25 protein-coding genes are annotated in these 24,018 nt (G+C 43.6%); 8 read left to right on the top strand and 17 right to left on the bottom strand.

Features of this window, described 5'->3' with window-relative positions:
* Positions 1-49 precede the first annotated feature (49 nt).
* The 3 genes from DESRU_RS21480 to DESRU_RS10245 form a co-directional block, all read right to left on the bottom strand.
* On the bottom strand, positions 50-175 hold the full coding sequence (locus DESRU_RS21480; protein ID WP_013842039.1) for a hypothetical protein: 126 nt from the start codon (positions 173-175) through the stop codon (positions 50-52).
* A 31-nt stretch (positions 176-206) separates the two neighbouring features.
* The gene (locus tag DESRU_RS10250; RefSeq protein ID WP_238446269.1) at positions 207-1,289 is read right to left on the bottom strand and encodes a YeiH family protein; all 1,083 of its coding nucleotides are present in this window, start codon (positions 1,287-1,289) and stop codon (positions 207-209) included.
* A gap of 76 nt (positions 1,290-1,365) precedes the next feature.
* Entirely contained in the window at positions 1,366-1,836 is a 471-nt protein-coding gene (locus DESRU_RS10245) for a hypothetical protein (RefSeq protein WP_013842037.1), read from the bottom strand.
* Positions 1,837-2,193: 357 nt separating this feature from the next.
* Between DESRU_RS10245 and DESRU_RS10240 the strand changes: the two genes are divergently transcribed.
* The 4 genes from DESRU_RS10240 (at position 2,194) to DESRU_RS21475 (ending at position 6,575) form a co-directional block, all read left to right on the top strand.
* Positions 2,194-3,825, top strand: a complete 1,632-nt coding sequence (locus DESRU_RS10240) for an ATP-binding protein (protein WP_013842036.1) — start codon at positions 2,194-2,196, stop codon at positions 3,823-3,825.
* Positions 3,797-4,408 carry a response regulator gene (locus DESRU_RS10235; protein WP_041275373.1) on the top strand — a complete coding sequence of 204 codons (612 nt, stop codon included), beginning with the start codon at positions 3,797-3,799 and terminating at the stop codon, positions 4,406-4,408. Before DESRU_RS10240 ends, DESRU_RS10235 begins: the two co-directional genes overlap by 29 nt.
* 30 nt (positions 4,409-4,438) lie before the next feature.
* Entirely contained in the window at positions 4,439-5,923 is a 1,485-nt protein-coding gene (locus tag DESRU_RS10230) for a PDC sensor domain-containing protein (RefSeq protein WP_013842034.1), read from the top strand.
* 529 nt (positions 5,924-6,452) lie between these two features.
* Positions 6,453-6,575: a hypothetical protein gene (locus DESRU_RS21475; protein WP_274376984.1), complete on the top strand. Its 123-nt coding sequence runs from the start codon at positions 6,453-6,455 to the stop codon at positions 6,573-6,575.
* 288 nt (positions 6,576-6,863) lie between these two features.
* Here DESRU_RS21475 and DESRU_RS10225 read toward each other — a convergent pair whose 3' ends face one another.
* Positions 6,864-7,046: a hypothetical protein gene (locus DESRU_RS10225; protein ID WP_207635936.1), complete on the bottom strand. Its 183-nt coding sequence runs from the start codon at positions 7,044-7,046 to the stop codon at positions 6,864-6,866.
* Positions 7,047-7,185: 139 nt separating this feature from the next.
* Between DESRU_RS10225 and DESRU_RS10220 the strand changes: the two genes are divergently transcribed.
* From DESRU_RS10220 to DESRU_RS10210, 3 genes are read left to right on the top strand one after another with little or no spacing between them, the layout of a single operon-like run.
* The gene (locus DESRU_RS10220; RefSeq protein ID WP_013842033.1) at positions 7,186-7,731 is read left to right on the top strand and encodes a sigma-70 family RNA polymerase sigma factor; all 546 of its coding nucleotides are present in this window, start codon (positions 7,186-7,188) and stop codon (positions 7,729-7,731) included.
* Positions 7,732-7,733: 2 nt separating this feature from the next.
* Positions 7,734-8,165: a helix-turn-helix transcriptional regulator gene (locus DESRU_RS10215; protein ID WP_013842032.1), complete on the top strand. Its 432-nt coding sequence runs from the start codon at positions 7,734-7,736 to the stop codon at positions 8,163-8,165.
* The gene (locus DESRU_RS10210; RefSeq protein WP_013842031.1) at positions 8,165-9,451 is read left to right on the top strand and encodes an FtsW/RodA/SpoVE family cell cycle protein; all 1,287 of its coding nucleotides are present in this window, start codon (positions 8,165-8,167) and stop codon (positions 9,449-9,451) included. The genes DESRU_RS10215 and DESRU_RS10210 overlap by 1 nt, the downstream gene beginning before the upstream one ends.
* Positions 9,452-9,697: 246 nt before the next feature.
* Here the strand turns inward: DESRU_RS10210 and DESRU_RS10205 are convergent, their stop codons facing one another.
* The 12 genes from DESRU_RS10205 to DESRU_RS10155 all read right to left on the bottom strand — a co-directional run bounded on the left by DESRU_RS10205 (position 9,698) and on the right by DESRU_RS10155 (position 22,423).
* Positions 9,698-10,507, bottom strand: coding sequence for a hypothetical protein (locus tag DESRU_RS10205; RefSeq protein ID WP_013842030.1), 810 nt, complete (start codon positions 10,505-10,507; stop codon positions 9,698-9,700).
* Between the two features lie 581 nt (positions 10,508-11,088).
* Positions 11,089-11,229: a hypothetical protein gene (locus DESRU_RS20850; RefSeq protein WP_013842029.1), complete on the bottom strand. Its 141-nt coding sequence runs from the start codon at positions 11,227-11,229 to the stop codon at positions 11,089-11,091.
* Positions 11,230-11,244: 15 nt separating this feature from the next.
* Complete coding sequence (locus DESRU_RS10200; protein ID WP_013842028.1) at positions 11,245-12,375, bottom strand: YeiH family protein; 1,131 nt, start codon at positions 12,373-12,375, stop codon at positions 11,245-11,247.
* A 235-nt stretch (positions 12,376-12,610) separates the two neighbouring features.
* Positions 12,611-13,318 carry a winged helix-turn-helix domain-containing protein gene (locus DESRU_RS10195; RefSeq protein WP_013842027.1) on the bottom strand — a complete coding sequence of 236 codons (708 nt, stop codon included), beginning with the start codon at positions 13,316-13,318 and terminating at the stop codon, positions 12,611-12,613.
* 157 nt (positions 13,319-13,475) lie between these two features.
* A complete protein-coding gene (gene mdh / locus DESRU_RS10190; protein ID WP_013842026.1) occupies positions 13,476-14,405 on the bottom strand; it encodes a malate dehydrogenase in 930 nt (309 codons plus the stop codon).
* A 56-nt stretch (positions 14,406-14,461) separates the two neighbouring features.
* Positions 14,462-15,211 (bottom strand): succinate dehydrogenase iron-sulfur subunit, encoded by a 750-nt coding sequence (gene sdhB / locus DESRU_RS10185; RefSeq protein ID WP_013842025.1) that lies wholly within the window; start codon positions 15,209-15,211, stop codon positions 14,462-14,464.
* A complete protein-coding gene (gene sdhA, locus DESRU_RS10180; RefSeq protein ID WP_013842024.1) occupies positions 15,208-16,965 on the bottom strand; it encodes a succinate dehydrogenase flavoprotein subunit in 1,758 nt (585 codons plus the stop codon). The genes sdhB and sdhA overlap by 4 nt, the downstream gene beginning before the upstream one ends.
* 17 nt (positions 16,966-16,982) lie before the next feature.
* Positions 16,983-17,630, bottom strand: coding sequence for a succinate dehydrogenase cytochrome b558 subunit (locus tag DESRU_RS10175; RefSeq protein WP_013842023.1), 648 nt, complete (start codon positions 17,628-17,630; stop codon positions 16,983-16,985).
* Between the two features lie 87 nt (positions 17,631-17,717).
* A complete protein-coding gene (locus tag DESRU_RS10170; RefSeq protein WP_081462003.1) occupies positions 17,718-19,271 on the bottom strand; it encodes a phosphoenolpyruvate carboxykinase (ATP) in 1,554 nt (517 codons plus the stop codon).
* 103 nt (positions 19,272-19,374) lie between these two features.
* Positions 19,375-19,929, bottom strand: a complete 555-nt coding sequence (locus DESRU_RS10165; RefSeq protein ID WP_013842021.1) for a Fe-S-containing hydro-lyase — start codon at positions 19,927-19,929, stop codon at positions 19,375-19,377.
* A 15-nt stretch (positions 19,930-19,944) separates the two neighbouring features.
* Entirely contained in the window at positions 19,945-20,844 is a 900-nt protein-coding gene (locus DESRU_RS10160; RefSeq protein ID WP_013842020.1) for a fumarate hydratase, read from the bottom strand.
* 211 nt (positions 20,845-21,055) lie between these two features.
* Positions 21,056-22,423: a sigma-54 interaction domain-containing protein gene (locus DESRU_RS10155; RefSeq protein ID WP_013842019.1), complete on the bottom strand. Its 1,368-nt coding sequence runs from the start codon at positions 22,421-22,423 to the stop codon at positions 21,056-21,058.
* Between the two features lie 155 nt (positions 22,424-22,578).
* On the opposite strand from DESRU_RS10155, the gene lexA reads away from it, so the two are divergent.
* The gene (gene lexA, locus DESRU_RS10150; RefSeq protein ID WP_013842018.1) at positions 22,579-23,220 is read left to right on the top strand and encodes a transcriptional repressor LexA; all 642 of its coding nucleotides are present in this window, start codon (positions 22,579-22,581) and stop codon (positions 23,218-23,220) included.
* 255 nt (positions 23,221-23,475) lie between these two features.
* On the opposite strand, the gene DESRU_RS10145 is transcribed toward lexA, so the two are convergent.
* On the bottom strand, positions 23,476-23,838 hold the full coding sequence (locus DESRU_RS10145; protein ID WP_013842017.1) for a NifB/NifX family molybdenum-iron cluster-binding protein: 363 nt from the start codon (positions 23,836-23,838) through the stop codon (positions 23,476-23,478).
* Positions 23,839-24,018 lie beyond the last annotated feature (180 nt).

The raw sequence follows: 24,018 nt of genomic DNA, 5'->3' as shown, positions 1-24,018 counted from the left end.
GGCAGGATGGGCTTATTTTCACCCGGTCCTGCCAAATCTATTTTTCACGTTATGCCATTATTTTAGCCAGTACTAATAATATCAGTCCAAGACTAATCACCATATAATCCTGTTTTCTAACCTTACGGTCCGCTGCTCTGCTTTCTTCAACAGCACATTGGTCTTTCTCGGTCATGCCGGACACCTCCCGTTAATATTAAAATGGATTATAAGGGAAGGAAGAATTTAACCACAATAAGGGCAAAGGCTGCTTTGGCCAGGCCAACGATAAAGCCCAGAATAATTCCGTCTTTGCCCGCATCTTTCATATCGGAGAACTTGGTGGTTAAGCCGATGCTGGCAAAACCCAGGGTAAAGGCCCAGATCATGAATTTGTTGGCCATTTCCACTTCTTCCTTACTAAACATGCCCATGGTATTGGCCAGAACGGCCACTAGGAAGGCCACAATAAATACCGGAAACTTGTCCATGATAAATTGGCTCTTGTTAATTTCTCCGGCTGCTTTACTGTCGTTTTTCAGCACCATCATAACAACATAGAGAACCACAAAGGGAAGTAACACTACACGTCCCATGTTATAAATACCCGCCATCAAACCGGCATCCTGGCCGTAGGCCATACCGGCCGCCAGAACTTGGGCGGAGTTTACAATCCCTACGCCAACCCATGCGCCAAACTGATTTTCAGTTAAGCCAAACAAATGACCCAGCATGGGGAAGGTGAATAAAGCCAGTAAACCAAAGATTAAAATGGTGGCAATGGTGTAGCACATTTCCTGGCCCTTTGCTTTTACGGCAGGACCGGTGGCCACACAAGCGGAAACACCGCAAACGGCGAAGCCGGAAGCCAGGCAGCCAGCCAGGGAGTCGCTCATGGTAAAACGCTTGCGTAGCCAGAACATTAAAGCGACCGTGCCGAACAGGGTTACCGTGATAAAGATCATGCTGGTAGTACCCACCTTAGCCAAGGAAGCCAAGGTATACTTGGTACCCATCACAACAATACCGGTTTTCGTTAAAATGGTTGAGTATTTTAAACCGGGTTCCACCACGGAAGGAACCCCCACTGTGTTGCGAATAATCATACCAAAAATAATGGCTAGTAAAACATAATTAAGGTGAGCAATTTCATAAATTTTCTTAAAATTTTCTTTAATCAACCCTTCCGCCCAGGTGGCGGAAATGGCAACCAAAACAACAAGAATCAGGCCGGGAATGGCTTTGGTAATCTGGGCGCTCAGACTTTCACTTTGGGCCTGGCCGATTTGAGTTTGTGCCAAATTGAACACCTCCAGTTATTTTAACAAATTTTAGAGAATCCCCTCCTAAGAAGAACACAAACCTCCTTCCCCATGATTTAAAGGATTAGTACACAGAAACCACCGGTTTCGTGGTATACATCTGTTGGGTGGATAAATTCCTGGCGCTGGCAATTTGAAAAACACCGTCATCCTGAAAGGAACCTGTGAGATAAAGTTGATGCGAGGGTAAAAAATCCGGAATTTGCTGCCAATTGGGCCCTACATATTTTTTATAAAGACATTGAACGGTTTTATTTTCTTTAGAAGTTACGGTCATCTCCCCTTCGATGGAAACCAACCCGCCATCATTGACACGGTTCCAGCAATAATGCGTCACCTGCCCTTCTAAGACCGCGGTTTCCGGAACGATGGAATTTTTTAATAACGAATGAATGCGGTTCACATTAATCATTAATTTGGGCAGCAGCACAATGACCAGGGGTGTCATACAAATGAACAAAATTACAATCCAGCCGTACCATTTTACTAATTTTTCTTTTTTTTCAAGGGCAACAAAACAGGTATTGGCTTCCATCCGGCACACCTCCAGCTTTTTGTGCGTTTGGTCTTGAGTAAAATGATTGTACATTTAGTATCAAGTTGATCTTAATATTTTGATCCAAACTGGTCAACGAGTTAAGAATCATCTGAAACTTACCTATCAGGGAAATGACATAAAAGTGTCATTTCCCTGATTATTTTTGTGTCATTTTAACGACCAATTGGTTGTCATTGCTATTACATCCATTAAAATGGACTAAAAGCTTAATTGCTTATGCAAGATAAAGGAAATTTAAAATTCATGTCGAATGTGTATATGTTATTGTCTTTTATATAATTATGTTGTTATAGGATTTATAAAAAATCTCAATTTTTTTGGAGAAACCTATTAATGAATAAAAATTTATTAAAAGCAATGATTGCAATAATGCTCCTTTTTGTTTTAGCCTCTGTCCTGCTGTTCCATTATTTATTAAAAACTTCCCAGCAGATTCATGATATAGAACTAAACAATACAAAATATTCCCATTTAAATGATTTGTCTTCCTGTATTTCTGAGATGATGGATCATGCACAAGATTATATTTTATATTCAGACCAGCATTACTTGGATGAATTCCAAAAATATAGTTCCCTGGCCCTCCAAAAGGAACTTGAATTGAACGATTCTTTAAATTCCTTTTATAAACAAAACATGACGGAGCTCATTGAATTAAACAAATCCTACATTTCCTTTATGGAAAAAGAAGCCATTCCATTGATTCAGGCAAAATCTTACACCCAGGAAGACTTAAAATATATTCATCTGCGCAACCAGCAATTTACTCAGGAAATAGAAAAAAAATTAAATATGATTACCGTTACCACCAGTCGTAATATGGATGATTCCATTAAAAATACCATCCTGCAAATGAACGAAAGAATCCTATTGGCTTTATTTATTTTGCTGATGCTTTTGCTGTTAATGCCTTGGCTTTTCTATACCCTGTTTAAGCCGATTCTAGTGCAAAGGTTGTATTTGAGCCGGTTATCCGAACAAATTCAAAGCGCTTCCATCTTTATGGATCGCAAGGGGGTTGTCCGCCATATCAACAGGGCGGCCCAGGAATTATTTGATATTTTGCCTGAAAGCGTGCTGCAAAAAAACGTCCAAGAGTTTCCCTCGTTGTTCCCTAAATTACAAGGGATTACTCAACCCCTTTTGCACGCCAGGGTCCGGGAAAAGAGTTTCCTTGGTCAACAGGTGTCCTTTAACCGGGACGGGCGTACTATTGAAATGGTGATTGATTACATTCCGTTGTTTTTATTTAATCGCTTGTCCGGCGTTATGCTGGTGGCCAATTTAGCCCATAGGCAAAAGGAAAAACCCCTTTTATTGGATACCCTGGAAAAGGAAAGAAAGAGGATTTCCATTGAAATTCACGATTGGATTGGCCGGTATATGTCTACCATCATTCATTCTCTGGATTATATTTTGCGCTTAAATAAAAATAGCGGATTAAAACCCGAATTGCTGGACAGCCTGATGAATCTCCGCAGCCACTGTCAAAATGCCGCCATTGAAATGCGGGGGATCATGAACGACATTCACCCCTATCTCATTGATAAAGTGGGCTTAATTTCGGCTCTGGAATCCTATATTGCCACCTTTGAAGAGTTAAATAATATTAAGGTCTATATTTTTTATCAGGACCGGGCCCTCAGGATTAAAAAAAAGGATCAAATTATTATTTACCGTATTATTCAGGAGAGCTTGACCAATATCGCCAAGCACGCCAAGGCCAGTGAAGTAGACATTGTTTTTACAGTGGACAAGGATCAGTTAAAGATTGAGGTTGTCGATAATGGCGGTGCCGGAGAAGAGTTTGCCGTAGGCAACGGCTTGTGGGGCATGAAGGAACGGGCTCATTTAATTGGGGGAAACGTTGTTTTTGCATCCAATGATTCGGGATTTTCCGTTATGTTAACGGTCCCAATACCAGGAGGCCAGGATGATGAAAAAAATCAGGATCATGTTGATTGAAGACCATAATGTTTTTCGGGAAGGCTTAAAAAAGCTTTTGGAGCTTGAGGAAAATATGGCCGTGGTTGCAGAGGCCGGTTCCTGCCGAGAGGCCCTGGACATATTAACCAAGGATATTGATGTCATCCTGCTGGATATCGGACTTCCCGACGGCGATGGGATTGAGTTGGCCGGGAAGATCAAAGAGAAATATCCTCATATTAAGCATGTGGCTCTGACTACTTATGATGATGCCATCTTTATTAAAAAGGCCATGGAATGCGGCATCAAAGGTTTTGTTCCCAAATACGCCTTTTTTGAGGAGATCCGGGCCGCCGTGCTCATGACGCATCGGGGTGGAACCTATCTTTATCCGGGTCTTAGCACCAATACGCTGCTGAATTTAGCCGATCCCGGACTGTCGGAGACCGACCTTCATATTCTGCAGCTCCTGGCCAGTGGAAAAAACCAAAAGGAGATTGCCGGCAGTCTTTTTATCAGCCTCTCTACCTTTCGCCGAAGGCTAAGGGACATTCTGGCCAAACTGAACGTTTCTTCCGTTGAAGAGGCCCTTACCACGGCCGTGAAAAAAGGACTTATTTAATGTGCTAGAAAGAATCCTGGAGGGTTTTATATGAGACAGTCTCCCTCTAAAAACATTTTTGTGATGTTTGTGCTGATTTTTTTTATCAGCATCTTTATCTTGTTTGGCATTATGGAGTTCCGGCACACCAAAAATATTTTAGACGAATACCAGGGCAGCTTGCAGAAAGTCGCCATCAATAAAACCAACCTGTTTCTTGAAGAGTTAAAGGCGGTATCCAGCAACGGGGCCAGGAAAATCGAAGAAGGCAGTGATCGGCAGACCCTGGAGGCCATCTCTTCCTATGACGATCGCATTATCAATGTGTATTTGGCCAACCAGGGCGGTATTCTTGATTCTGCTTCCGGAATTAAAGAAAACGACTTTATTGAGCAGTTGGCCCGGCAGGTTTTACAACAAAAAACCAATCAAATCTGGATATCGGATATTTATTTGGATTCCCTCACTCACTATTATGTGACCAGCCTTGTGGTGCCTCTTAAGGACGCAAGGGGTTCGCTGGATCGGGTCTTGGCCATCAGTTTCCGTATTGACCGGTACCAAAAGGAAATGACCCAGGAGTTTTTAGATGATCATTATGAAATTGCCGTCTTTGACCGGGGAAACTACCCTGTTCTGTGGCCCTTTCCCAAGGAAACCCTGGCTGCCTTCAGCAATCAGCAGGAGGATTTTTATTTTAACAATACCCGCTATAATATAACGGCTGCTCAGATTGACCAGGCTCCCTGGAAGGTGTATTTTTTTACCAAAGAAAATAATTTTGAAACCTACCGGGCTATCACCATTTTGGTGCTGGTATTTGCCCTGTACGCCTGTCTCTACCAGTTGCTGGTTGAGTTTTGGGGGGTAAACAGCTCTAAAACTTACTTTGAAAATATTGATTTTGCTATTTTTAATCAGATTAATGAAGGGGTTATTCTGGCCAACAACTCAGGAAGAATTATTTTTGCCAATGAGGCGGCCCATATTCTTTTCGCCGATAGAAAAAACAATTTAAGAAATGTACAACTAAAAGAAATTCTTGGCAATTACCAAGCAGATAATAAGGAAAAATCTTCGACCATTACTTTAAGATTTAAGGATAAGCTGTTAAAGGCAATCCATTCCCCCATCATCAAAAAGAATCGGATTTTGGGATCTCTAACGGTTATCCGGGTTTTCGCCAATGAAGAAGGCGCCAGTTTTAAGGTACTGGACAAATTGATTGACATGCTTCCCCAAGGGATTCTTTACGTAGATAAAAACCACGAGATCTCCTTTGTTAACCTAATGGCCAAATGTTATCTGGGAAATATCAATAAGGGAACCAGCATCGAGGTAGTGGATCAGGAGTTGGCAGGACTGATCTATAATCAAATTGATTCGGGAGAAATTAAAAGATCGGAACTCCCTGCTTCGGGTCTAGCCTGTGAAATTGCGCCGGTTTATGATGATGACGGAATCTACGCAGGCACCCTGGTGGTACTGTTAACTTCTTCCTTTGACGGTTCTCAGGATGGCATTTCCCGGGCTTAAGCACAATGCTGCCCAAATTTATAAAAAAACTGTACATCCAATTATTATTTGCTTTTTCCCCAGCATATTGCAAAGTTGCAACAATTTCTCCTTTTTATATCTTATAATTTTTCCTCCATCACTAACATCTCTTCGTTAAAATATCTCCAATCATGTTTTCTAAGATTAAGCATTCATTTGTTTCTTTGAAGTTATTAGCTTTATATTTAACACTTATTAATATTGATTCAAGATTTTTAATAAAACGATGATTTGCTTCCGTTGAATTAGGCATTTTGAGGGATCAAATCATACTCATTTATTAATTCCTCTTCCACCTCTTTATTCCCTAAAGTCCGAAGATGGCTCATAACTACCATATGTACTCACTACGAAGACCAGTGATTGGCACATGACCCCACATGGCCAAAGCGTTGAATAAGAGTTTCTTTCTAAGTGGCATGAGCTTCTTTGGCATTCCCTATATCTCCCGGCTGGCACAGTCAATGATGATGGCAATATGATACCATGGTCTTTCCCACACCAAATCATGGCCATATCTGTAGCCCAGCGACGGTTTCTAAACGGACTGGATGAACGCTTCGATTTTACTCGAGGTCCCTCAGAGGCTCTTTCTGACCTGCCAACCCTTCATTTAGAAGATTTCTTCTAAATACTATCAAACGGCGATAGCCGCAGGTAGAAAAGGCTTGAATTAACTGACGGATTTGCTCGGTTAGAGCTTCATCCGCTTTCTTTGGCTTACGGACAGACCTGTAGTAAAAAGTACGGCGGGAGATTTTAGCCATTTGCAGATCTTAGTTGTAAGAATAAGAATGCCCTTTTTCTGGTATACCGCCCGCAAGCTCTTTATTCGTTGGACCCAGATCCCGGTAGGCGGGAGAGCTTTTTTAGAACATCATTTTGCAGCACCAACTCCCCAACTTTCGACCGTAATTCTTTAATCTCTGATTCGTACTGTTGGAGCTATATCCTTGGGTCTTGCCTTCAGTTGATTTTCCATCCCGGCCATGGCATCGGCTACCCCAATGATGGTTAAATCATAGTCCCTTGCTGCCTGGGCGACAGTGGTATTGCCTTTGATAATGTCCAGGACTAAACTAGCTTTGTGCTTGGCTGTCACCGTTTATTTTCGTTTTGATATCCTTTTGTTCGCTCATTTTATCTTACTCCTTTATGTGTGCATCTTTTCCGGGGGTCAATAAAACCATCTGACTTTGAGGGTCGTCTAATTGTATGAATGCAAAAAGGGGTGATGAAGCGTGGAGGAAACAGGTTTACTTATTACATATGAAACGGATAAAGAAAAAGAAGAAACACTTGATTTTATAATGATTCAATATGGAAAAGACATACTTCAATTGGCCTATACATATGTTAAAGACCTATCTCAAGCCGAAGACTTAGCTCAGGAGATTTTTATCAAGTGTTTTAGGCATTTAGATTCTTTCAAACAGCAAGCAAACGTAAAAACATGGCTTTATCGGATTGCTAGTAATCATTGTAAAGATTATTTGAAAAGCTGGCACCATCGTAAAGTTACCGTTAACGACAAAATAACTGAACTACTTTTATTTTCGAACCATCAAGTGGACGAAGAAGTTATTAAAAAAGATGAGGATGAGGAGTTAGTTGAAGCAGTATTTCAGCTTAAAATCAAATATAGAGAAGTCATTTACTTATATTATTATGAAGATTTTTCAATAAAAGAAATTAGCCAAGCACTCAAGGTAAATGAAAATACAGTGAAAACACGTTTAAAACGAGCAAGACAATTACTAAAAGAGATCTTATACCAGGAGGATTAAAAATGGAACATAGGCTAAATGGATTAAAAGAGAATTTAAATAACAATGTATTTAAAAATTTTGTTTTCTCTGAAGATAGGCGCAAAGCAGTTAATGAAACAATCAAAACGAAAAAAGAGAAACTAAATCGGGATGGGATTATTTTACTTCTATTGCATACACTCCACGGGCGGTTTATGACAGGTTTTGAAATCCTCAATGTTCTACAAGAAAAAGGTGATTGCACCTTTAAAGAACAGGAATGTGGTTTATATACGTTCCTACATCGACTTGAGAACAAGGGTATTCTTTGTTCCGAGTGGAAAAAAATTAATAATAAAAATTGTAAATATTATTCACTAACATCTAAAGGAAGATGGATTGTTTCGCTGGCGAATAAAAAAGAAAAAATTGCATTGATATCCAGGGTGAGGTTTGAAGGAGGGCCTGCATAATGAACGAAAAACATCCTCTACTACAATCTTTTATTGACAAAGTTAAAGCACAAATAAAATCAAAAGAAGCTCAAGACTTAGTTGAGTATGAGATCATTAATCATATCGAAAGTCGTAGCCAATCGTATCAAAGAGATGGACTCACTAAAGAAGAAGCAGATAAAAAAACAATCAATCAAATGGGGAATCCTATTACATTCGGAAAAGAGATGAACCAGCTACATCGCCCGAGGATTGACTGGGCACTCATTTTTCTAGTTACTACCATTATAGGTATTAGCTTAGTTCCAATGTATACCTTATCTTTTATATTTGAAGGATTGTTTATGAAGAAGGTAATATTCAGTCTTATAGCAATGATTATTATTATCAGTTTAATGTTTTATGATTATCGAAAGCTAGAAAAGTTAGGTTTTTTTCTTTATATAAGTTCAGTAGTGATGATGCTTTGGATTGGAATGATTGGCTTGGATTTTCAAGGAAAAAAGATGTGGCATATCGGATACATTAAGATTGATTATATGTTTTCGCTACTACTGTTTTATATTTCATGGTCAAGCATTCTACAACATAGGAATAAATACCATATAATTATACTTCACTTATTGTTTTGGCTTCCCATGTTACTCTATTTATGGAACGGATATTATTTATATTCGATTATTTATTTCATTACCATTCTTGTTCTAATAAATATAGAGAAGATAAACAGTGGCCAACGACGGCAATTCACATGGAGCACTTCAGCATTTGGACTTATTTTATCGACAGTATTATTTTTCCTCTCATCACCATACCAACAGGAAAGACTTTTAGCCTTCTTACATCCTGAACAATATAAGAATACATTCGCCTATCATAGTTCTATCTCAAGAGAGATGATAGCAAAAGCAGGTTGGTTAGGTCAAGGAAATATTCATGAACAAGTTAGATTACCAGAAGCACATACAGATCTTATTTTACCTTATATTACTTATTTTTTTGGATGGGGAGGTGGTCTATTATTAACGGGAATTTTGTTATTTTTCACTGTTCGTATGGTTCAGGTTGCGATTAAAACACGTCATCATTATGGGAAATTTATTGTTATTGGTGGTTTTACAATATTCTTAATCTCCCTCCTTATAAACATGTTAATGTCTATTGGTCTTTTACCTTACGTTGGTATACCACTACCATTTATAAGTTATGGTGGGGTACAATTAATCTTTTATTCAACGATTGTTGGCCTAATCTTAAGTGTCTATCGACGGGAAAAAATACATTCTTTAACTTCAATAGAATAATTTGCAATGTACAGTTTCACCTGTCGAAATCCACCACTCATCACGTCGATTCAACTCAAAACAGAACTGACACCAATTTAAAAAAACGGTGTCAGTTCCATATAAATCAGAACTTTCTATTCTTACATATTAGAGTGTAAGGTTTAATTACTCATAGTAAGATATCCGAATCCCTTGATCCCATACTGCTTATATTATCCATCAGTATGAATCTTATTTGTGCTTCTATATAACTTCTGGATCCCGTTACTGGGTGAGAGATCCAGATCCCCTGTATCCCATACTGCTTGTATTACCTATATCAGTTGTGAATCTTACTTGTGCACCTGTATAACTGCCGGATCCCGATACATTTACACTTACTGGATTTGATATGCTTCCACTAAGATATCTTTGCCCCCACATAGAATCTCCAAGAATTCCTTTTTTAACAATGGCATAGGTAATTCCAACAGGCCAACCTAAGTTTACATAATCGTGTGTTTGGGTTACGCTTGCTAATGTTGCGGTTGATCCGCTAATATTGAATGAATTATTTGAATAGAAAACGGCACCACCCCCTCGGTTAGTAAAACTCCAAGATACTAATGTAGTTGCTTGTGGTGAAATTTCTTGCGGCTTAGTTACTATTTTTTGATTCCCTTCTTGAATAACTTCATAGTTTTTTTCTAATGATTTTTCGTTAATAAAAACTTTCCAGGATTTATCATTTTTAAGTACAATGGGTACTCTTTCAATGCTTCCGTTATCAAATGTTAAAATTGTCTCGAAATTTATTTGAGTCGGTGACTCTTGGGACATTTTTTTAATTTTGTAATCAATTAGCTTCTTTTCTTCAAGAAAATGGGTATACTCTTCTTTTTGAGAACCATCGGACGAATAGCGCTCATCTATAACTAAAGTAAGTATTTCATCAACATTCTGATTAACAATTGCATTCAGGTAATTTGTTAAAATACCTTCGGCATCTTTACCAGTATCTGTGCCTGCGAATGCAGGTACAGATGATAACAATAGTAATCCTAACAGACATAAAACAGCCAATAATTTTTTCATTTTTACGCCTCCCGTGTTTTTAGTAAAATAGAATTTTACAGGATGCTCCCAGCCTTTAACCTCGTAGTTATTATCGTTTTATGGAGTGTTAAACAACTTATTAATATATTTAATTAATCACCCCACTTCATTATCAAACTAGATTAGCAGGTATTTTTTTATTTAAATTATAGATTACCTCTAATCTTATATGTTAATTATAAAATATTAAGTCTCGAATTTATTGGAAAATATTGTCGAAAATATGTTAAAATATTGTAAAAATTCAAACCGTTGGCTTAATAAAGGTACCGCAAACATTTTAACGTTAAAATGTTTGCGGTACCTTTATAGGGGCGACCACATGGAAGTATTCATTAATTATTAATTGTCTAACAATTGCCCCTGGTTTAAGCTTCGCTGGTATTATCCCTATTACCAAAATAATAGAACACGGATTTTACGGATTTACACAGATTCTCACGGATTTTAATAAAATTTAAAATCCATGAGAATCCCTATCTCCGTTTAATCTGTGTTCTATTTCCTTTGGGTTATCTGCAGTTTTTTGAAGGGCTATTTTTGCCACAGCTACAAAACTTTTATTGCAATACCAGCAACAGAATAATAATGATCAGTACCAGGGATAATGCGGCATAGTCCTCCATTCGCTCGGTGGTAAAAAGCGAGATGGAACGAGATTCAAAGGGGTTTTTTTGGTCCTGGTCCTCCTTTTTTTTCATACCATCACCTCAATATCAGGGTTGTCCCGGAATGAAAAGATACACAATAATTAAGGCTCCGATCGCTTTGAGCAGGGCCGCGGTGGAACCAACCACCAGGGGCTTACCACCGGCTTTTTTTAATTCTGAAAAGGAGATCTGCATCCCCAGACCGGCTAAACCAATGGCAAAAAACCAACTGTATAATTTGCGTATGGTCGTTAACTCAGGGGATGGCGGCGATGTTTGGCCGAAGAGACCTAGGGAAGTGAACAAGACCATGGCCAGAAAGCCCAACACAAAGACCGGAAACTTTCCCCACAGACCGGTATGAACATTAATATGATCATCGGGCAGTTGTACGGTACGGCTGGTATAGGTGGCCAGGGCCAGGACCACAAAGGGAAGGAATAATACCCTGGTAAGATTATATATTTCACCGGTTTTTAAGCTAACGGAAGCGTGGCTGACTGTTCCCGGGTCAAAAGCCAGACAGACTGCCAGCACCTGTCCGGAGCTGAGTATGCCGGTTCCCGACCAAACGCCAAATTGATGGGGCGTAAAACCTGCCAAAGTGCCTACCAGCGGAAAAATAAAGATGGAGGCCACGCCAAAGGAAAGAATGGTGGCAATGGAATAAACCACATCCGTTGTTTTGGCTCTTACCGCAGGCGCTGTGGCAACAATGGCCGAGACACCGCAAACGGAAGTCCCGGCAGATAAAACGGCTGCCGAGGCGGGGTCCATCCCCAGTTTGCTTCCCAGCCACAGGGTGAATATCAGTGTCAGCACCACAAAGGTCAGTACCAGAAGGATGGCGGTTCCCCCTAAACTGGCCACATCCGCAAAGCTGTATAAAGAGCCGAGAAGAATAACGCCTGATTTTATAAACAGACGGGAGGTTGATATTCCCGCTAACAGCCAACCCGGGAGAATGATCAGGTTGCCGATAAGCATACCGATAAGAATGGACAGCAGGACGTAATTTAGACGGAAGGCGTCAATTAAAACGGTTTTGGTTACCGGATTGGCCCCAAAGAAATCCTCCAGCCCCCGCCAGTGAAAACCGAAATCCTCTCCTCCCTTGGCCAGAACCGCCACGGCAAACATCAGAAGAATTCCGGGGATGGTTTTTACGATTAAAGAGGTGGTTGAATTAAGCCGCATTTTCTTCTCCCATAGTCCAATATTATATAAATGATCATCTATAGGTTAAGCTATATTATATCAGTAAATTGCTTCTTCCGTCGAATATTATGCAGATTAAGGAGAACTATGTGAAATTTTGTAATCTAATAAAAGGGAATTCTTTTAATAAACTGACCCTTGTCTATTAATTACCTGGTTTTATAAAAAATAAAAGGCTTACACCAACCTGGCGTAAACCTTCTCTGCTTAAAAATTACTTAGCTGTGTTTTCGGAAAACTTGTAGCCTACTCCCCTTACGGTTTTAATGTATTGAGGATTGGCCGGGTCCTGCTCGATCTTTTGCCGGACATAACGAACATGAACGTCCACCGTCCGGGTATCCACATTGAAGTCAAAGCCCCAAACCCGGTCCAAAAGCTGCTCCCGGGTAAATACTTTGCCCGGATGAGATATGAGAATCTTTAAGAGCTTAAATTCCTTGGGCGTAAAACTGACCAGTTCTCCGTTTACCTGAACTTGGAATTTCTCTAAATCCACCGTAATGCCGCCGTATTTTATCTCCCGGCTGACGATAACCGGGGGCTTGTCGTGTTTGATCCGGCGCAGGGCCGCCTTTACCCGGGCGGATAATTCTCTGGGACTAAAGGGTTTGGGAATATAATCGTCGGCTCCCATTTCCAAACCCACCACCCGGTCCAGGGTATCCCCCCGGGCGGAGATCATTAATACCGGCAAGGCGGTGGTGGCCCGATCACTGCGCAGGCGGCGGCAGACCTCCAGTCCGTCCGGTTCCGGCAGCATGACGTCCAGAATAATCAAATCCGGCAATTCCAGTCTGGCTAAACGTAATCCTTCCTCGCCGCTGGTTGCTGTGATTACCTGGTGCCCATCCTTTTCCAGGTTAAATTTAATTAACTCCAGGATATTGGTCTCATCATCTACCACAAGTATTTTAGCCAAAATACTCCCCTATTCTTTGTATGATTCTTAATTAAATTGTATATTCCTTTTGTTAAAAGATACTGAACAAGGGGTTAAGTTTTGGTTAAAAAGATAAAATCGTTAGGAGTCCCTAACGATTTTACTATTATGCCTTAAAAAATTTAGATATTATAACTTATAAACTGAGTTTGGCTAAATTTGTCCTTACGGAATGGATTGACTGCTTGAGAGCGGCGTCTTCCGCTTCATTCAAATCCACTTCCAGTATTTTTTCCACTCCGCTGCCGCCGATAATGGCCGGAACCCCGGCGAATACATCTTTTTCACCATATTCACCCTGTAAATAGGCCGATACCGGCAAAATCCGTTTTTTATCTTTTAAAATGCATTCCGCCATTTGCATAACGGAAGCGCTGGGGGCATAATAGGCGCTGCCGGTTTTCAGATAGTTCACAATCTCCGCCCCGCCCTTCCGGGTGCGTTCCACCATGGCTTCCAGACGGTCCGCAGGAATTAATTTCTCCACCGGGATCCCGCCTGCATAAGTATATTTAACCAGGGGCACCATGTCGTCACCATGTCCCCCTAAAACAAAAGTGGTTACATCTTCAAAGGAAATGTTCAGTTCCCTGGCAATAAAGGTACGGAAACGGGCGGAATCCAATACCCCGGACAAGCCAAAGACCCGGTTGGGCGCAAAACCACTGGCTTTATAGGCAATATAAGCACTAACGTCCACCGGGTTGGTTACCACCAGGATAAAGCAGTTGGGAGAGTATTTGACAATTTGTTCGGTAACGCTTTTTACAATGCCGGCATTGGTGCTGAGCAGGTCATCCCGGCTCATGCCCGGTTTACGGGCAATTCCCGCAGTAATAACCACCAGATCGGAGTCAGCGGTATCCGCGAAGTCATTGGTACCGGTTACAATACTGTCAAAGCCTTCCACCGGGGCGGCTTCCATTAAATCCAGGGCCTTGCCCTGGGGAATTCCTTCAGCCACATCGATTAAAACAATATCTCCCAGTTCCTTGGCTGCGGCCCAATGGGCGCAGGTTGCTCCAACATTGCCTGCCCCTACAACGGTAATTTTATTTCTTTTCATGTTCAGGCTCCTCCTATATTTAAAATGATGGCCGTTTGAACGGAAAAACCACTCCTTTACCGTTCCAACCATCTTTTAATCCCATGGATGGTGGTATCTCTGTTTAATCTGGCAATGGTTCGGATTAGCGGCACCTGCTTGGGGCAGACTTTAACACAGTTCTGGGCGTTGCCGCAATCAGTGATGCCTCCCACACCCATAATGGCATCCAGTCTTTCCTCCCGGTTCATCTTACCGGTGGGATGAGCGTTAAACAAACTCACCTGGGCCAGGGCGGCAGGGCCAATGAACTTGGATTTCCGGTTCACATTGGGACACCCTTCCATACAGCAGCCGCAGGTCATACACCGGGAGATGGGGTAAGAAGCTTCCTGGACTTTCTGCGCCATGCGGGGTCCCGCCCCCAGGTCATAGGTTCCGTCGATGGGAATCCAGGCTTTCACCTTTTTAAGGTTTTCAAACATAACACTGCGGTCAACCATTAAGTCCCTGACCAGAGGGAACTTGCTCAAGGGTTCCAGGGTGATGGGCTGCTCCAACTGGTCCACCAGCGCCGAGCAGGCCTGACGCGCTTTACCGTTAATGATCATGGTGCAGGCTCCGCAAACCTCCTCCAGGCAATTACATTCCCACACCACCGGGGTGGTTTCCTCTCCCTTGGCATTCACCGGATGTTTCTGAATTTCCATCAGCAGTGAAATGACATTCATTTTTTCTTTATAGGGAATGCTGAAGTCCTCCCAGCGAACGGGCTGATCTGGACCGGACTGACGTTTAATTTTTATAGATACAGTCTTTAAACTCATTTTTCCGCCGCCTCCTTATCCACGTCATAACGCCGCGGACGCGGTTTGATGAAAGAGGTGTCCACTTCCTCGTAGCTTAGGATCGGGCCATCCCCTGTAAAGCCGGCCTTGGTGGTTTTCAGCCAATTGGCGTCGTCCCGGTGGGGGAAGTCGGGCTTATAGTGAGCCCCCCTGCTTTCATTCCGGGCCAGGGCGCCTAAGGTAATGACCCTGGCCAACTGGAGCATATGCCAGAGATGACGGGTAAAGTACGCTTCCTGATTGGCCCACTTCCCTTTGTCCGTCAATTTGATCCGGCTCCAGCGCTGGATCAATTCCTGCAGTTTGTGGTCGGTTTCCTGAAGTTTCTGGTTATACCGGACCACCGTTACATTCTCGGTCATCCAGTTGCCCAGCTCCTCATGAAGCCGGTATACGTTTTCATGGCCCTCCATACGATAGATTTGATCCATCCAGGATTGCTGCCTTTTTTGTTCCTGTTCAAACAGGGAGCCGGCCATATCCTTGGCCTGCTTACTTAGGGAACGGATGTATTTTACCGCATTGGGGCCTGTAACCATACCGCCGTAAATGGCTGACAGCAGCGAATTGGCGCCCAGCCGGTTGGCTCCGTGATATTGATACTCACATTCGCCGCAGGCGAATAAGCCGGGAATATTGGTCATCTGGTCATAATCCACCCAGAGACCGCCCATGGAGTAGTGAACCGCAGGGAAAATGCGCATGGGTACTTTGTGGGGATCATCCCCTACAAAGCGTTCATAAATTTCCAAGATTCCCGCCAGTTTTTTATCCAATATATTGCGGTCGATATGGGATACGTCCAAATAGACCATGTTTTTACCATCAATGCCCAGCTTTAACTCATAACATACCTTATAGATGGCCCGGGTGGCAATGTCCCTGGGTACCAGATTGCCGTAGGCAGGATACCATTCCTCCAGGAAGTACCAGGGCTTGCCGTCCTTTAAGGTCCAAACCCGTCCACCCTCGCCCCTGGCGGATTCACTCATCAACCGGAGCTTATCATCCCCGGGAATGGCTGTGGGGTGGATCTGAATCATTTCCCCGTTGGCATAGTATACCCCCTGCTGATAAACGGCGCCGGCCGCCGCCCCGGTATTGATGGTGGAGTTGGTGCTTTTGCCAAAGATCATGCCGCAGCCGCCGGTGGCCAGAATCACGGCGTCACCGGGGAATGAACGAATCTCCATGGATTTCATATCCTGAGCCACAATACCCCGGCAAACCTGCTGATCATCCAGGATAGCGGAAAGAAAATCCCAGCCTTCGTATTTTTCAACCATACCCGCCGCTTCCCAGCGCCGCACCTGTTCATCCAAAGCATAGAGCAACTGCTGGCCGGTGGTAGCGCCGGCAAAGGCAGTCCGGTGATGCTTGCTGCCTCCAAAGCGCCGGAAATCCAACAGCCCTTCGGGTGTGCGGTTAAACATCACGCCCATGCGGTCCATCAGGTTAATGATAGCCGGCGCGGTCTCACACATTTCTTTCACTTGACGCTGATTGGCTAAAAAATCTCCCCCGTAAACGGTGTCATCAAAATGAATGAGCGGGGAATCCCCTTCTCCTTTGGTGTTGACAGCGCCATTGATGCCTCCTTGGGCACAGACCGAGTGGGAACGTTTTACAGGAACCAGGGAAAAGAGTTTCACTTTAACGCCCATTTCGGCAGCCTTAATGGCGGACATCAGGCCGGCCAGGCCCCCGCCCACAATGATCAAATGATTTTCCATGGTTTAACTCCTCCCGGTTACTGGATAAAGGCCCAGATTGACGATAAGCCCAGAATCGATGTAATAATAAAGAACAGCATGCATAATTTCCAGAGAAATTGTTGGGACTGTTCGCCGATGACAATGCCCCAAGAGACTGAAAAGTTCCACAGTCCGTTGCTAAAATGAAAGGTTGCGGCCAATAGGCTGATAATGTAAAAAGTCAGCCAGAAAGGTTGGGCAAGCAACTGCTGTACGGTAACATAGCTGATCTCCAGGCCATAAAGAGCATGGGCAACCCGTAACTGCCAGACGTGAACCAGCACAAAAGCAAAGGTGATCAAGGCGGATATTCTCTGAAGATAAAACATCCAGTTTCTCACGTAGGCATAGCGCCCGATATTATTTTTAGCCACATACACAATATAGAGACCATAGATGGCGTGGATGGTGAGGGGCAGCGCAATAATCAAAATCTCAATGAGACCCAGATAGGGTAGATTCATCAGATGCCCAATGGCCTTATCGTAAAGGGCGGGGCTCAAGGCAGCCAAAGAATTGGTAATAAGATGCTCCAGCAGAAAAATACCAATGGGAAATAACCCCAGGGCTGAGTGAAGTTTTCTAACAAAGAAATGATAATCGGACAGGCCGGCCTGATCTGAAATAACGTTTGCTTGCGACATCAAAACCCCCCCATTTTTACTTACAGCAAATTATATCATAACTTTTAAAGCAATCCTTATAGAAACTCGCAGGATATTTTGTATACATTATTCCTGGTGCTGCGGCTCAATGGCCAGGATAATTTCTTCCTGCAAGCCTTGATATTTATTCAGCCAGCTTCTCCGCTCTTCACGCAATTGGCTGACTAACCGGTTGTAAGTTTGTTCATCATAATAGGTTTTCGGTAAAAAAGCTTGGATATCCACGCCCGGAATCTCCACCGGTATTAAATAGCCCCAGTCGGGGTCCTTGGCCCATTGGATAGTATCCCTGGCGATTTCCTTCATAATCTCGGTGGAGATGCCGATGGTAATTTTTTTGCCCTGCCGGCCCGGCTGGGCTCCCACCGCTCCGGTATTTAAAATATAGCATTGCATATCGGGATTGGCCTTTAAAATTTTCAGCAGGCGGTTTCCTTCCTCTGCCTCCGGCCCCATAATAAAGGGGTTGGTGCCAACCTCCCGTTTGGACTGCCCGGCTTTGCTGGGATCTCCCGCAGAGGTTTCAATCGATTCGCCCAGCATAAAATAAGCCGCCGCCTGTTCTGCGCTGAGCTTTGCCACCGGAGGTAAAATATCATTGCGCCGGGTGATAAAAATAATTTTATTGGCTCTTTCCAGGTCGATCTTGTCGTCCGTACCGATAACCTCACGTCTTAAGATAACCCCGCGACCGTTTGAGGTCAATTCCACATTATTAAAATCAATGGTTCCGTCTTCCAGCACTTTCACATTTTCAAAAATGGCATGGGGGGAGATGGCGGCATGATACAGCACCTGCTGGGACTCATCCAAACCCTCTGTTTTAATATAAAAACCGTTTTCCGTTCCGTAGCAATACCCCTGTTCGTTCATCAGCACTACATCATCCTGGCGGATCATCACCTTTTCCGGTTCCTCAAGATGATGGTTATGCATGGTGAGGGTAGTTTTGCCCGTACCGGATAAACCAAACAAGATGAAGCCGACCTCTTTAAACTCCCCGGAGGCCGTCTTCACGCGCAGAACTTTACTTCCTGCGTGAAAGCCCAGCCCTCCCTTTTCTTTTATGGCGTACATGGCTTTTCTGAGAAAGGATTTTTTACATTCACCGAAATAATCGGGCCCTAAAATATAGGTAATCTTTTCCTCTGGATGACAGAAAATGATACGTTCCGGCCATTCCGGAACATAGATACTGACAAAATCCGGTTCGGCATTTTTATCTTTAACCTCAAAGGTCATATTCACCCATTGGAAGGGGATGCTGGCATAATCCTTGGTAATGTAAAGACGGCAGTGATAACGGCAGGAAGGATGCAGGCATAACTGCCGATCCACCCGGATCATGGCTTTATCCTTTAAAAACTGGTGAACTTGATCCGCCAGGGCCAGGGCCTTTTCCGGGGCCATTCCCTGCTGATCAACACCCGGAGTAAAACCCCGGCTATGAACAACAAAAGTCGCCTTGGCGCTGCGGTTGCGCATTTGTGAGATATAACTGGCACTGCCGTATTTGGTTGTTCTCTCCCGGTGGGAAGCCAGTTTTCTTAGCTCTTCTAAGGAAGGATTGTCAATCATGTGGGCTGTATTTACAAACCGCTTTAATTTTTCCATGACCATTCTCCTTTCTATCTGAAAAAAGCTTTTGTATTTCGTATTCTGTATCCAGTATACAATTACACTTTATAATATTACCTGATTTATGAATTGATTTATAAGAAAGCTACTCTCTTGAATATAATTTTCTTCCCTCTTGATAGAGGTCTCCGCCAAAGGCATCGTTGACCACAATGGCCGGGAAATCCTTAACCACCAGTCTGTAAATGGCTTCCGGACCCAGTTCCGGGTAGGCAACGATTTCCGCTTCCCGAATGCACTTGGAGATCAAGGCTGCGGCACCGCCGACGGCTGCAAAATAAACCGCTCCGTGTTTTTTCATGGCTTCAATGACAGCCTGGGAACGAGCCCCTTTGCCAATCATCCCTTTCAATCCCCGTTCAATCAGCCGCGGCGCATAGGCGTCCATGCGGCCGGCTGTGGTTGGGCCGGCAGAACCGATGATCCTCCCCGGGGGGGCCGGTGAAGGGCCGACGTAATAGATGATCTGACCGGTTAGGTCCAAGGGGAGCTCCCGGCCTTGATCCATCAATTCCACCAATTTTTTATGAGCCGCGTCCCGGCCGGTATAGATTACGCCCTGGATAGAAACCTGCTGGCCAATTCTTAAGTTCCGTAGAACCTCCTCCGTGAGGGGGGTGTTGAGTCGAATGCGGGTCAATGTAAAATCCTCTCCTTATATGACCGTGGATTTGTGCCTTGCTGCATGACAATTGATATTTACAGCCACCGGTAGACTGGCAATATGGGCTCCAAAGATTTCAATATGAACCGCCAGGGCGGTGGTTCTGCCTCCCAGGCCCGAGGGCCCGATACCAAGGCGGTTAATCCGATCTAAAAGTTCTTTTTCCAGCTCCGCAATATCCGGCAGGGAATGGGACTGCCCCACAGGCCTCAAAAGGGCTTCCTTGGCCAGCAAAGCGCATTTTTCCATGGTGCCGCCGATGCCCACGCCCACAATCAGCGGTGGGCAAGGATTGGGGCCGGCGTTGCGGATGGTTTCAAGCACAAACTTTTTTACCCCTTCTACCCCTTCCGCCGGTTTAAGCATCCTTAGGGCGCTCATGTTTTCACTACCGCCCCCCTTGGGTGCCACGGTAATTTTTAATTGATCCCCCGGTACAATTTTCGTGTGAATGACGGCGGGAGTATTATCCCCAGTATTGATCCTTTCCAGCGGGTGACCCACAATGGATTTGCGAAGATAACCCTCCCGGTACCCCTGCCGGACTCCTTCCTGAAGAGCTTGTTCAAATTCTCCGCCCACAATGTGGACATCCTGTCCCAGTTCAATAAAGAGTACGGCAAAGCCCGTATCCTGACACATGGGAATGGATTCACTGGAGGCAATGACCGCATTATCAATTAACAAAGTTAAAATTTCCTTCCCTCCCTGGGAGACTTCCTCCTGGCAGGCTTTTTTAAAGGAATTCAGGACATCTTCTTCTAATTGATAATTGGCCTCTTTACATAATCTGGCAATTTCAGCCGTAATGTGATGGCATGCAATTTCCCTAATGGTGAATAACCCCCCTGCAATTCTTGTGAAATTATTGTTCTGGATAATACAATGCAATATACGTGCCGAAGGCGTATATCTCCCAATTCCTTCTAAATTCTTGGGAGATGGGCCGATAAAACCATAAAAACCAGGTCAAGAGCCAAATAGGATATATTATTTATCTATTATGATGGAAATATTACAAAAACAATTTCTAAAATTTAAAAATAAAAACCCGATATTTCCGGGTTCTCAAGGTTTTTTCTTTCTAATTTTTAGAATAATTCTAATTGTTAGAAGTAAGAATATGGTATTTTTTAATTTTATTATACAAGGTAGCCAAGGATATGTTTAAAAGAAAGGCTGCTTGCTTTTTCCCCGCAACGGTATGCCCACATATTTTAAGCGTCCTTTCAATCATTTGTTTTTCCAGGTGATCCAGCGCCATAATCTCTCCCCGGTTGGAATCCTGAACGGGCAGGCAGATTCCCAGATGCGGAACCAGATCCTTATAGGTTAGTTCCTGTGCTTCCAATGACACCATGATTCTTTCCATGACATTCTCCAACTCCCTGATGTTGCCGGGCCAGTTATAGGAACGCAAGGCATTTAGACTTTCTTTAGTTAACCCGGTTACTTTTTTGCCCAGCTTGCGATTTAATTTGGTAATCAGGTAATTGGTCAATTCCACCAGGTCGCTGGTTCTTTCCCGGAGGGGGGGCAAGACAATTTCCACCACATTTAACCGGTAGTACAGATCCTCTCTAAATTTCCCCTCCCTGACCAGATGTTTTAAATTTCTGTTAGTAGCGGCAATAATCCTTACATCAATGGGGTTGGTCCTGGTGTCGCCGACCCTTTCAAATTCCCGCTCCTGCAGCACCCGAAGCAGCTTGGCCTGCAGCAAAAGGTTCATATCGCCAATCTCATCCAGAAAGAGTGTTCCTGAGTGGGCCAGTTCAAATTTACCAATTTTATCCTTCATGGCTCCGGTAAAGGCGCCGCGAACGTAACCAAACAATTCGCTTTCCAACAAAGCATCGGGTATGGCCGCACAATTTATGGCGATAAAGGGCTTTTCCCTCCGGGGGCTGGCGTGATGAATGGCATGGGCAAACAGCTCTTTACCGGTGCCGCTTTCCCCTAACAGCAAAACCGTGCTGCAGCTTTTAGCCGCCATGGTTGCTATTTTAATGCAATCTTTCAGGGCCGGACTGCTGCCAATAACATGGTTAAAAGTGTATTTGCTTTCGGTAACCTGACCAAACTTGGTGGAAAGATCCCGGATAATACTGGTGCTTCGTTTTAACTCATCGGTTAATTTAATAATATCGGTAATATGCTGAAAGATTACCACCGCCCCCAGGGTTTCCTGGTTGACAATGATGGGCACCGCGTTGGAAATAACCTCTGCATTGCTGCCACCGACCTTGGTGCGGTAGCCGCTGACCGGCTTGCCCGTGCGCAAGGCCAGAGCCAAGGCGCCGTCAGGGGAAATATTATAAATATTTTCCTTGGTTCTAACTTCAAAGGGAATGCCGGTAATCCGGCAAAAGGCGGGATTTACATAAATGATATTGCCTTGCGGGTCTGTCACCTCAATGGCTTCCTGAACGGAATCCAATATGGCTGAAATCATGATCAAAGGCAGCAATCCAATCCCTCCCCTTCCTTTTTATATTCGCTTGAAGCAATTAAAACCCTTCCTAAAATTCCAATCCAATTGCGAACAAATGTTTTGCTTAAAGCCCTGATAAATGTTATAATATACCAGAATACATAGGAGTGATTGAAAGGCGTGATAGGAATATGTTAAGCTCCCGTGAAGAAGACGTATTAAAAGTCATCATAGAAAACGTTAAACAAAAAGGATATCCTCCGTCCGTTCGGGAAATTGGAGAAGCCGTCGGGTTGTCCTCCAGTTCTACCGTTCATTCCTATTTAAAACGTTTAGAGCAAAAGGGATACTTGAGAAGAGATCCTACCAAGCCCCGGGCCATTGAGGTTATCGGACTGGATTATGAACGGGAGACACAGTCTTTCAGTAAAACCATAGAAGCGCAGGCGGATAATGAAGAGTTGGTAACGGTGCCGCTGCTGGGCCAGGTGGCTGCCGGGGTGCCGCTGCTGGCAGTGGAAAATTTCGATGATCAACTGACCCTTCCTCGCTCCTTTACGGGCTTTGGTGAATTTTTTATGTTAAAGGTGCGTGGGGATAGTATGATTGAAGCGGGAATTCTGGAAAATGATCTGGTTTTGGTCAGACGGCAGGAAGCGGTAAATAACGGGGATATTGCGGTGGCCTTGCTGGAAGACGAGGCTACGGTGAAGCGCTTTTATAAAGAAGAAAATATCATTCGCTTACAACCGGAAAACAGTTTATTATCGCCCATTTATGCCAAAGAGGTTAAAGTCCTTGGCCGGGTGATCGGTTTAATGAGAAAAATATAAAGGTCCCGTTAAGATATCTCATAAAATGGGCGCACATGACGCCCGTTTTTTGAGATAGGATTAGGACTTCCGCTACCTTTGGCTGTTACAGGCACTCCTCCCTTTAGTTGATCCGGGGAAATACTAGACATAAAAAAGGCCCTCCATTCGCCTAACTGCCATTGGAAGACCTTAAATTAGTTACCTGCCTTTACAATAGGCGGGTAATTAATGTATTTTACCTACCGCCAAATGTGTCTAAGCTAATTTAGACTTTTAGTGCTCACCGCATTCAGCATGATGCCGGTGCTCATGACAAACCGCTCCGGTTGAACGAAGTGTTTCCTGTAGATACTGTTCTGCTGCGGTTCTGGCGTTTCCTGCTGCCCCGGTAATCACTTCAATGCCCTTTTCGTTGAAAATATCTATCGCGCTGCCGCCCATGCCTCCGGATATAATAACCTTTACACCCATATCGTTTAAGAAATTCGGCAGAAAACCGGGTTTGTGTCCGGGATTTGGAACAGATTCGCTTTTTATAATCCGGCCCTTCTCCACCTCAAAAATATAAAAATTTCTGCAATGTCCAAAATGTCCGGTTACCAGTTCTTTTTCGCTTGCCACCGCTATTTTAGTCATCTCTTTCCCTCCATGTTTTCTAATATTTTTTTGCAACAGGACCAAACCCGTTGCTTGTCAAACCATTCGATCAGTTCTTCGGGTCAATAGGAATCTAGCCCGTACTTTACTTTCTGGTTGTGTGAGGCGGCAATTTCCTCATTGCGGCTCTCTTTAGACCACGGATTGGTGTCGTTTTCC

The organism is Desulforamulus ruminis DSM 2154, from assembly GCF_000215085.1.
Classification (GTDB): Bacteria; Bacillota; Desulfotomaculia; order Desulfotomaculales; family Desulfotomaculaceae; genus Desulfotomaculum; species Desulfotomaculum ruminis.
The sequence above is the reverse complement of the archived record's forward strand: the minus strand, read 5'-3'. Positions and strand labels throughout refer to the sequence as shown.

Bases quoted from the DNA above. Each gene is read 5' to 3' on its own strand.
- sdhA (WP_013842024.1), bottom strand. From the start codon at position 16,965: ATGGAAAATCATTTGATCATTGTGGGCGGGGGCCTGGCCGGCCTGATG.
- DESRU_RS10210 (WP_013842031.1), top strand. From the start codon at position 8,165: ATGAACGAAAAACATCCTCTACTACAATCTTTTATTGACAAAGTTAAA.
- DESRU_RS10200 (WP_013842028.1), bottom strand. From the start codon at position 12,375: ATGCGGCTTAATTCAACCACCTCTTTAATCGTAAAAACCATCCCCGGA.
- DESRU_RS10205 (WP_013842030.1), bottom strand. From the start codon at position 10,507: ATGAAAAAATTATTGGCTGTTTTATGTCTGTTAGGATTACTATTGTTA.
- DESRU_RS10230 (WP_013842034.1), top strand. From the start codon at position 4,439: ATGAGACAGTCTCCCTCTAAAAACATTTTTGTGATGTTTGTGCTGATT.
- lexA (WP_013842018.1), top strand. From the start codon at position 22,579: ATGTTAAGCTCCCGTGAAGAAGACGTATTAAAAGTCATCATAGAAAAC.
- DESRU_RS10170 (WP_081462003.1), bottom strand. From the start codon at position 19,271: ATGGTCATGGAAAAATTAAAGCGGTTTGTAAATACAGCCCACATGATT.
- DESRU_RS10175 (WP_013842023.1), bottom strand. From the start codon at position 17,630: ATGTCGCAAGCAAACGTTATTTCAGATCAGGCCGGCCTGTCCGATTAT.
- DESRU_RS21480 (WP_013842039.1), bottom strand. From the start codon at position 175: ATGACCGAGAAAGACCAATGTGCTGTTGAAGAAAGCAGAGCAGCGGAC.
- DESRU_RS20850 (WP_013842029.1), bottom strand. From the start codon at position 11,229: ATGAAAAAAAAGGAGGACCAGGACCAAAAAAACCCCTTTGAATCTCGT.
- DESRU_RS10240 (WP_013842036.1), top strand. From the start codon at position 2,194: ATGAATAAAAATTTATTAAAAGCAATGATTGCAATAATGCTCCTTTTT.
- DESRU_RS10145 (WP_013842017.1), bottom strand. From the start codon at position 23,838: ATGACTAAAATAGCGGTGGCAAGCGAAAAAGAACTGGTAACCGGACAT.
- DESRU_RS10235 (WP_041275373.1), top strand. From the start codon at position 3,797: ATGAAAAAAATCAGGATCATGTTGATTGAAGACCATAATGTTTTTCGG.
- mdh (WP_013842026.1), bottom strand. From the start codon at position 14,405: ATGAAAAGAAATAAAATTACCGTTGTAGGGGCAGGCAATGTTGGAGCA.
- sdhB (WP_013842025.1), bottom strand. From the start codon at position 15,211: ATGAGTTTAAAGACTGTATCTATAAAAATTAAACGTCAGTCCGGTCCA.
- DESRU_RS10215 (WP_013842032.1), top strand. From the start codon at position 7,734: ATGGAACATAGGCTAAATGGATTAAAAGAGAATTTAAATAACAATGTA.
- DESRU_RS10245 (WP_013842037.1), bottom strand. From the start codon at position 1,836: ATGGAAGCCAATACCTGTTTTGTTGCCCTTGAAAAAAAAGAAAAATTA.
- DESRU_RS21475 (WP_274376984.1), top strand. From the start codon at position 6,453: ATGGCCATATCTGTAGCCCAGCGACGGTTTCTAAACGGACTGGATGAA.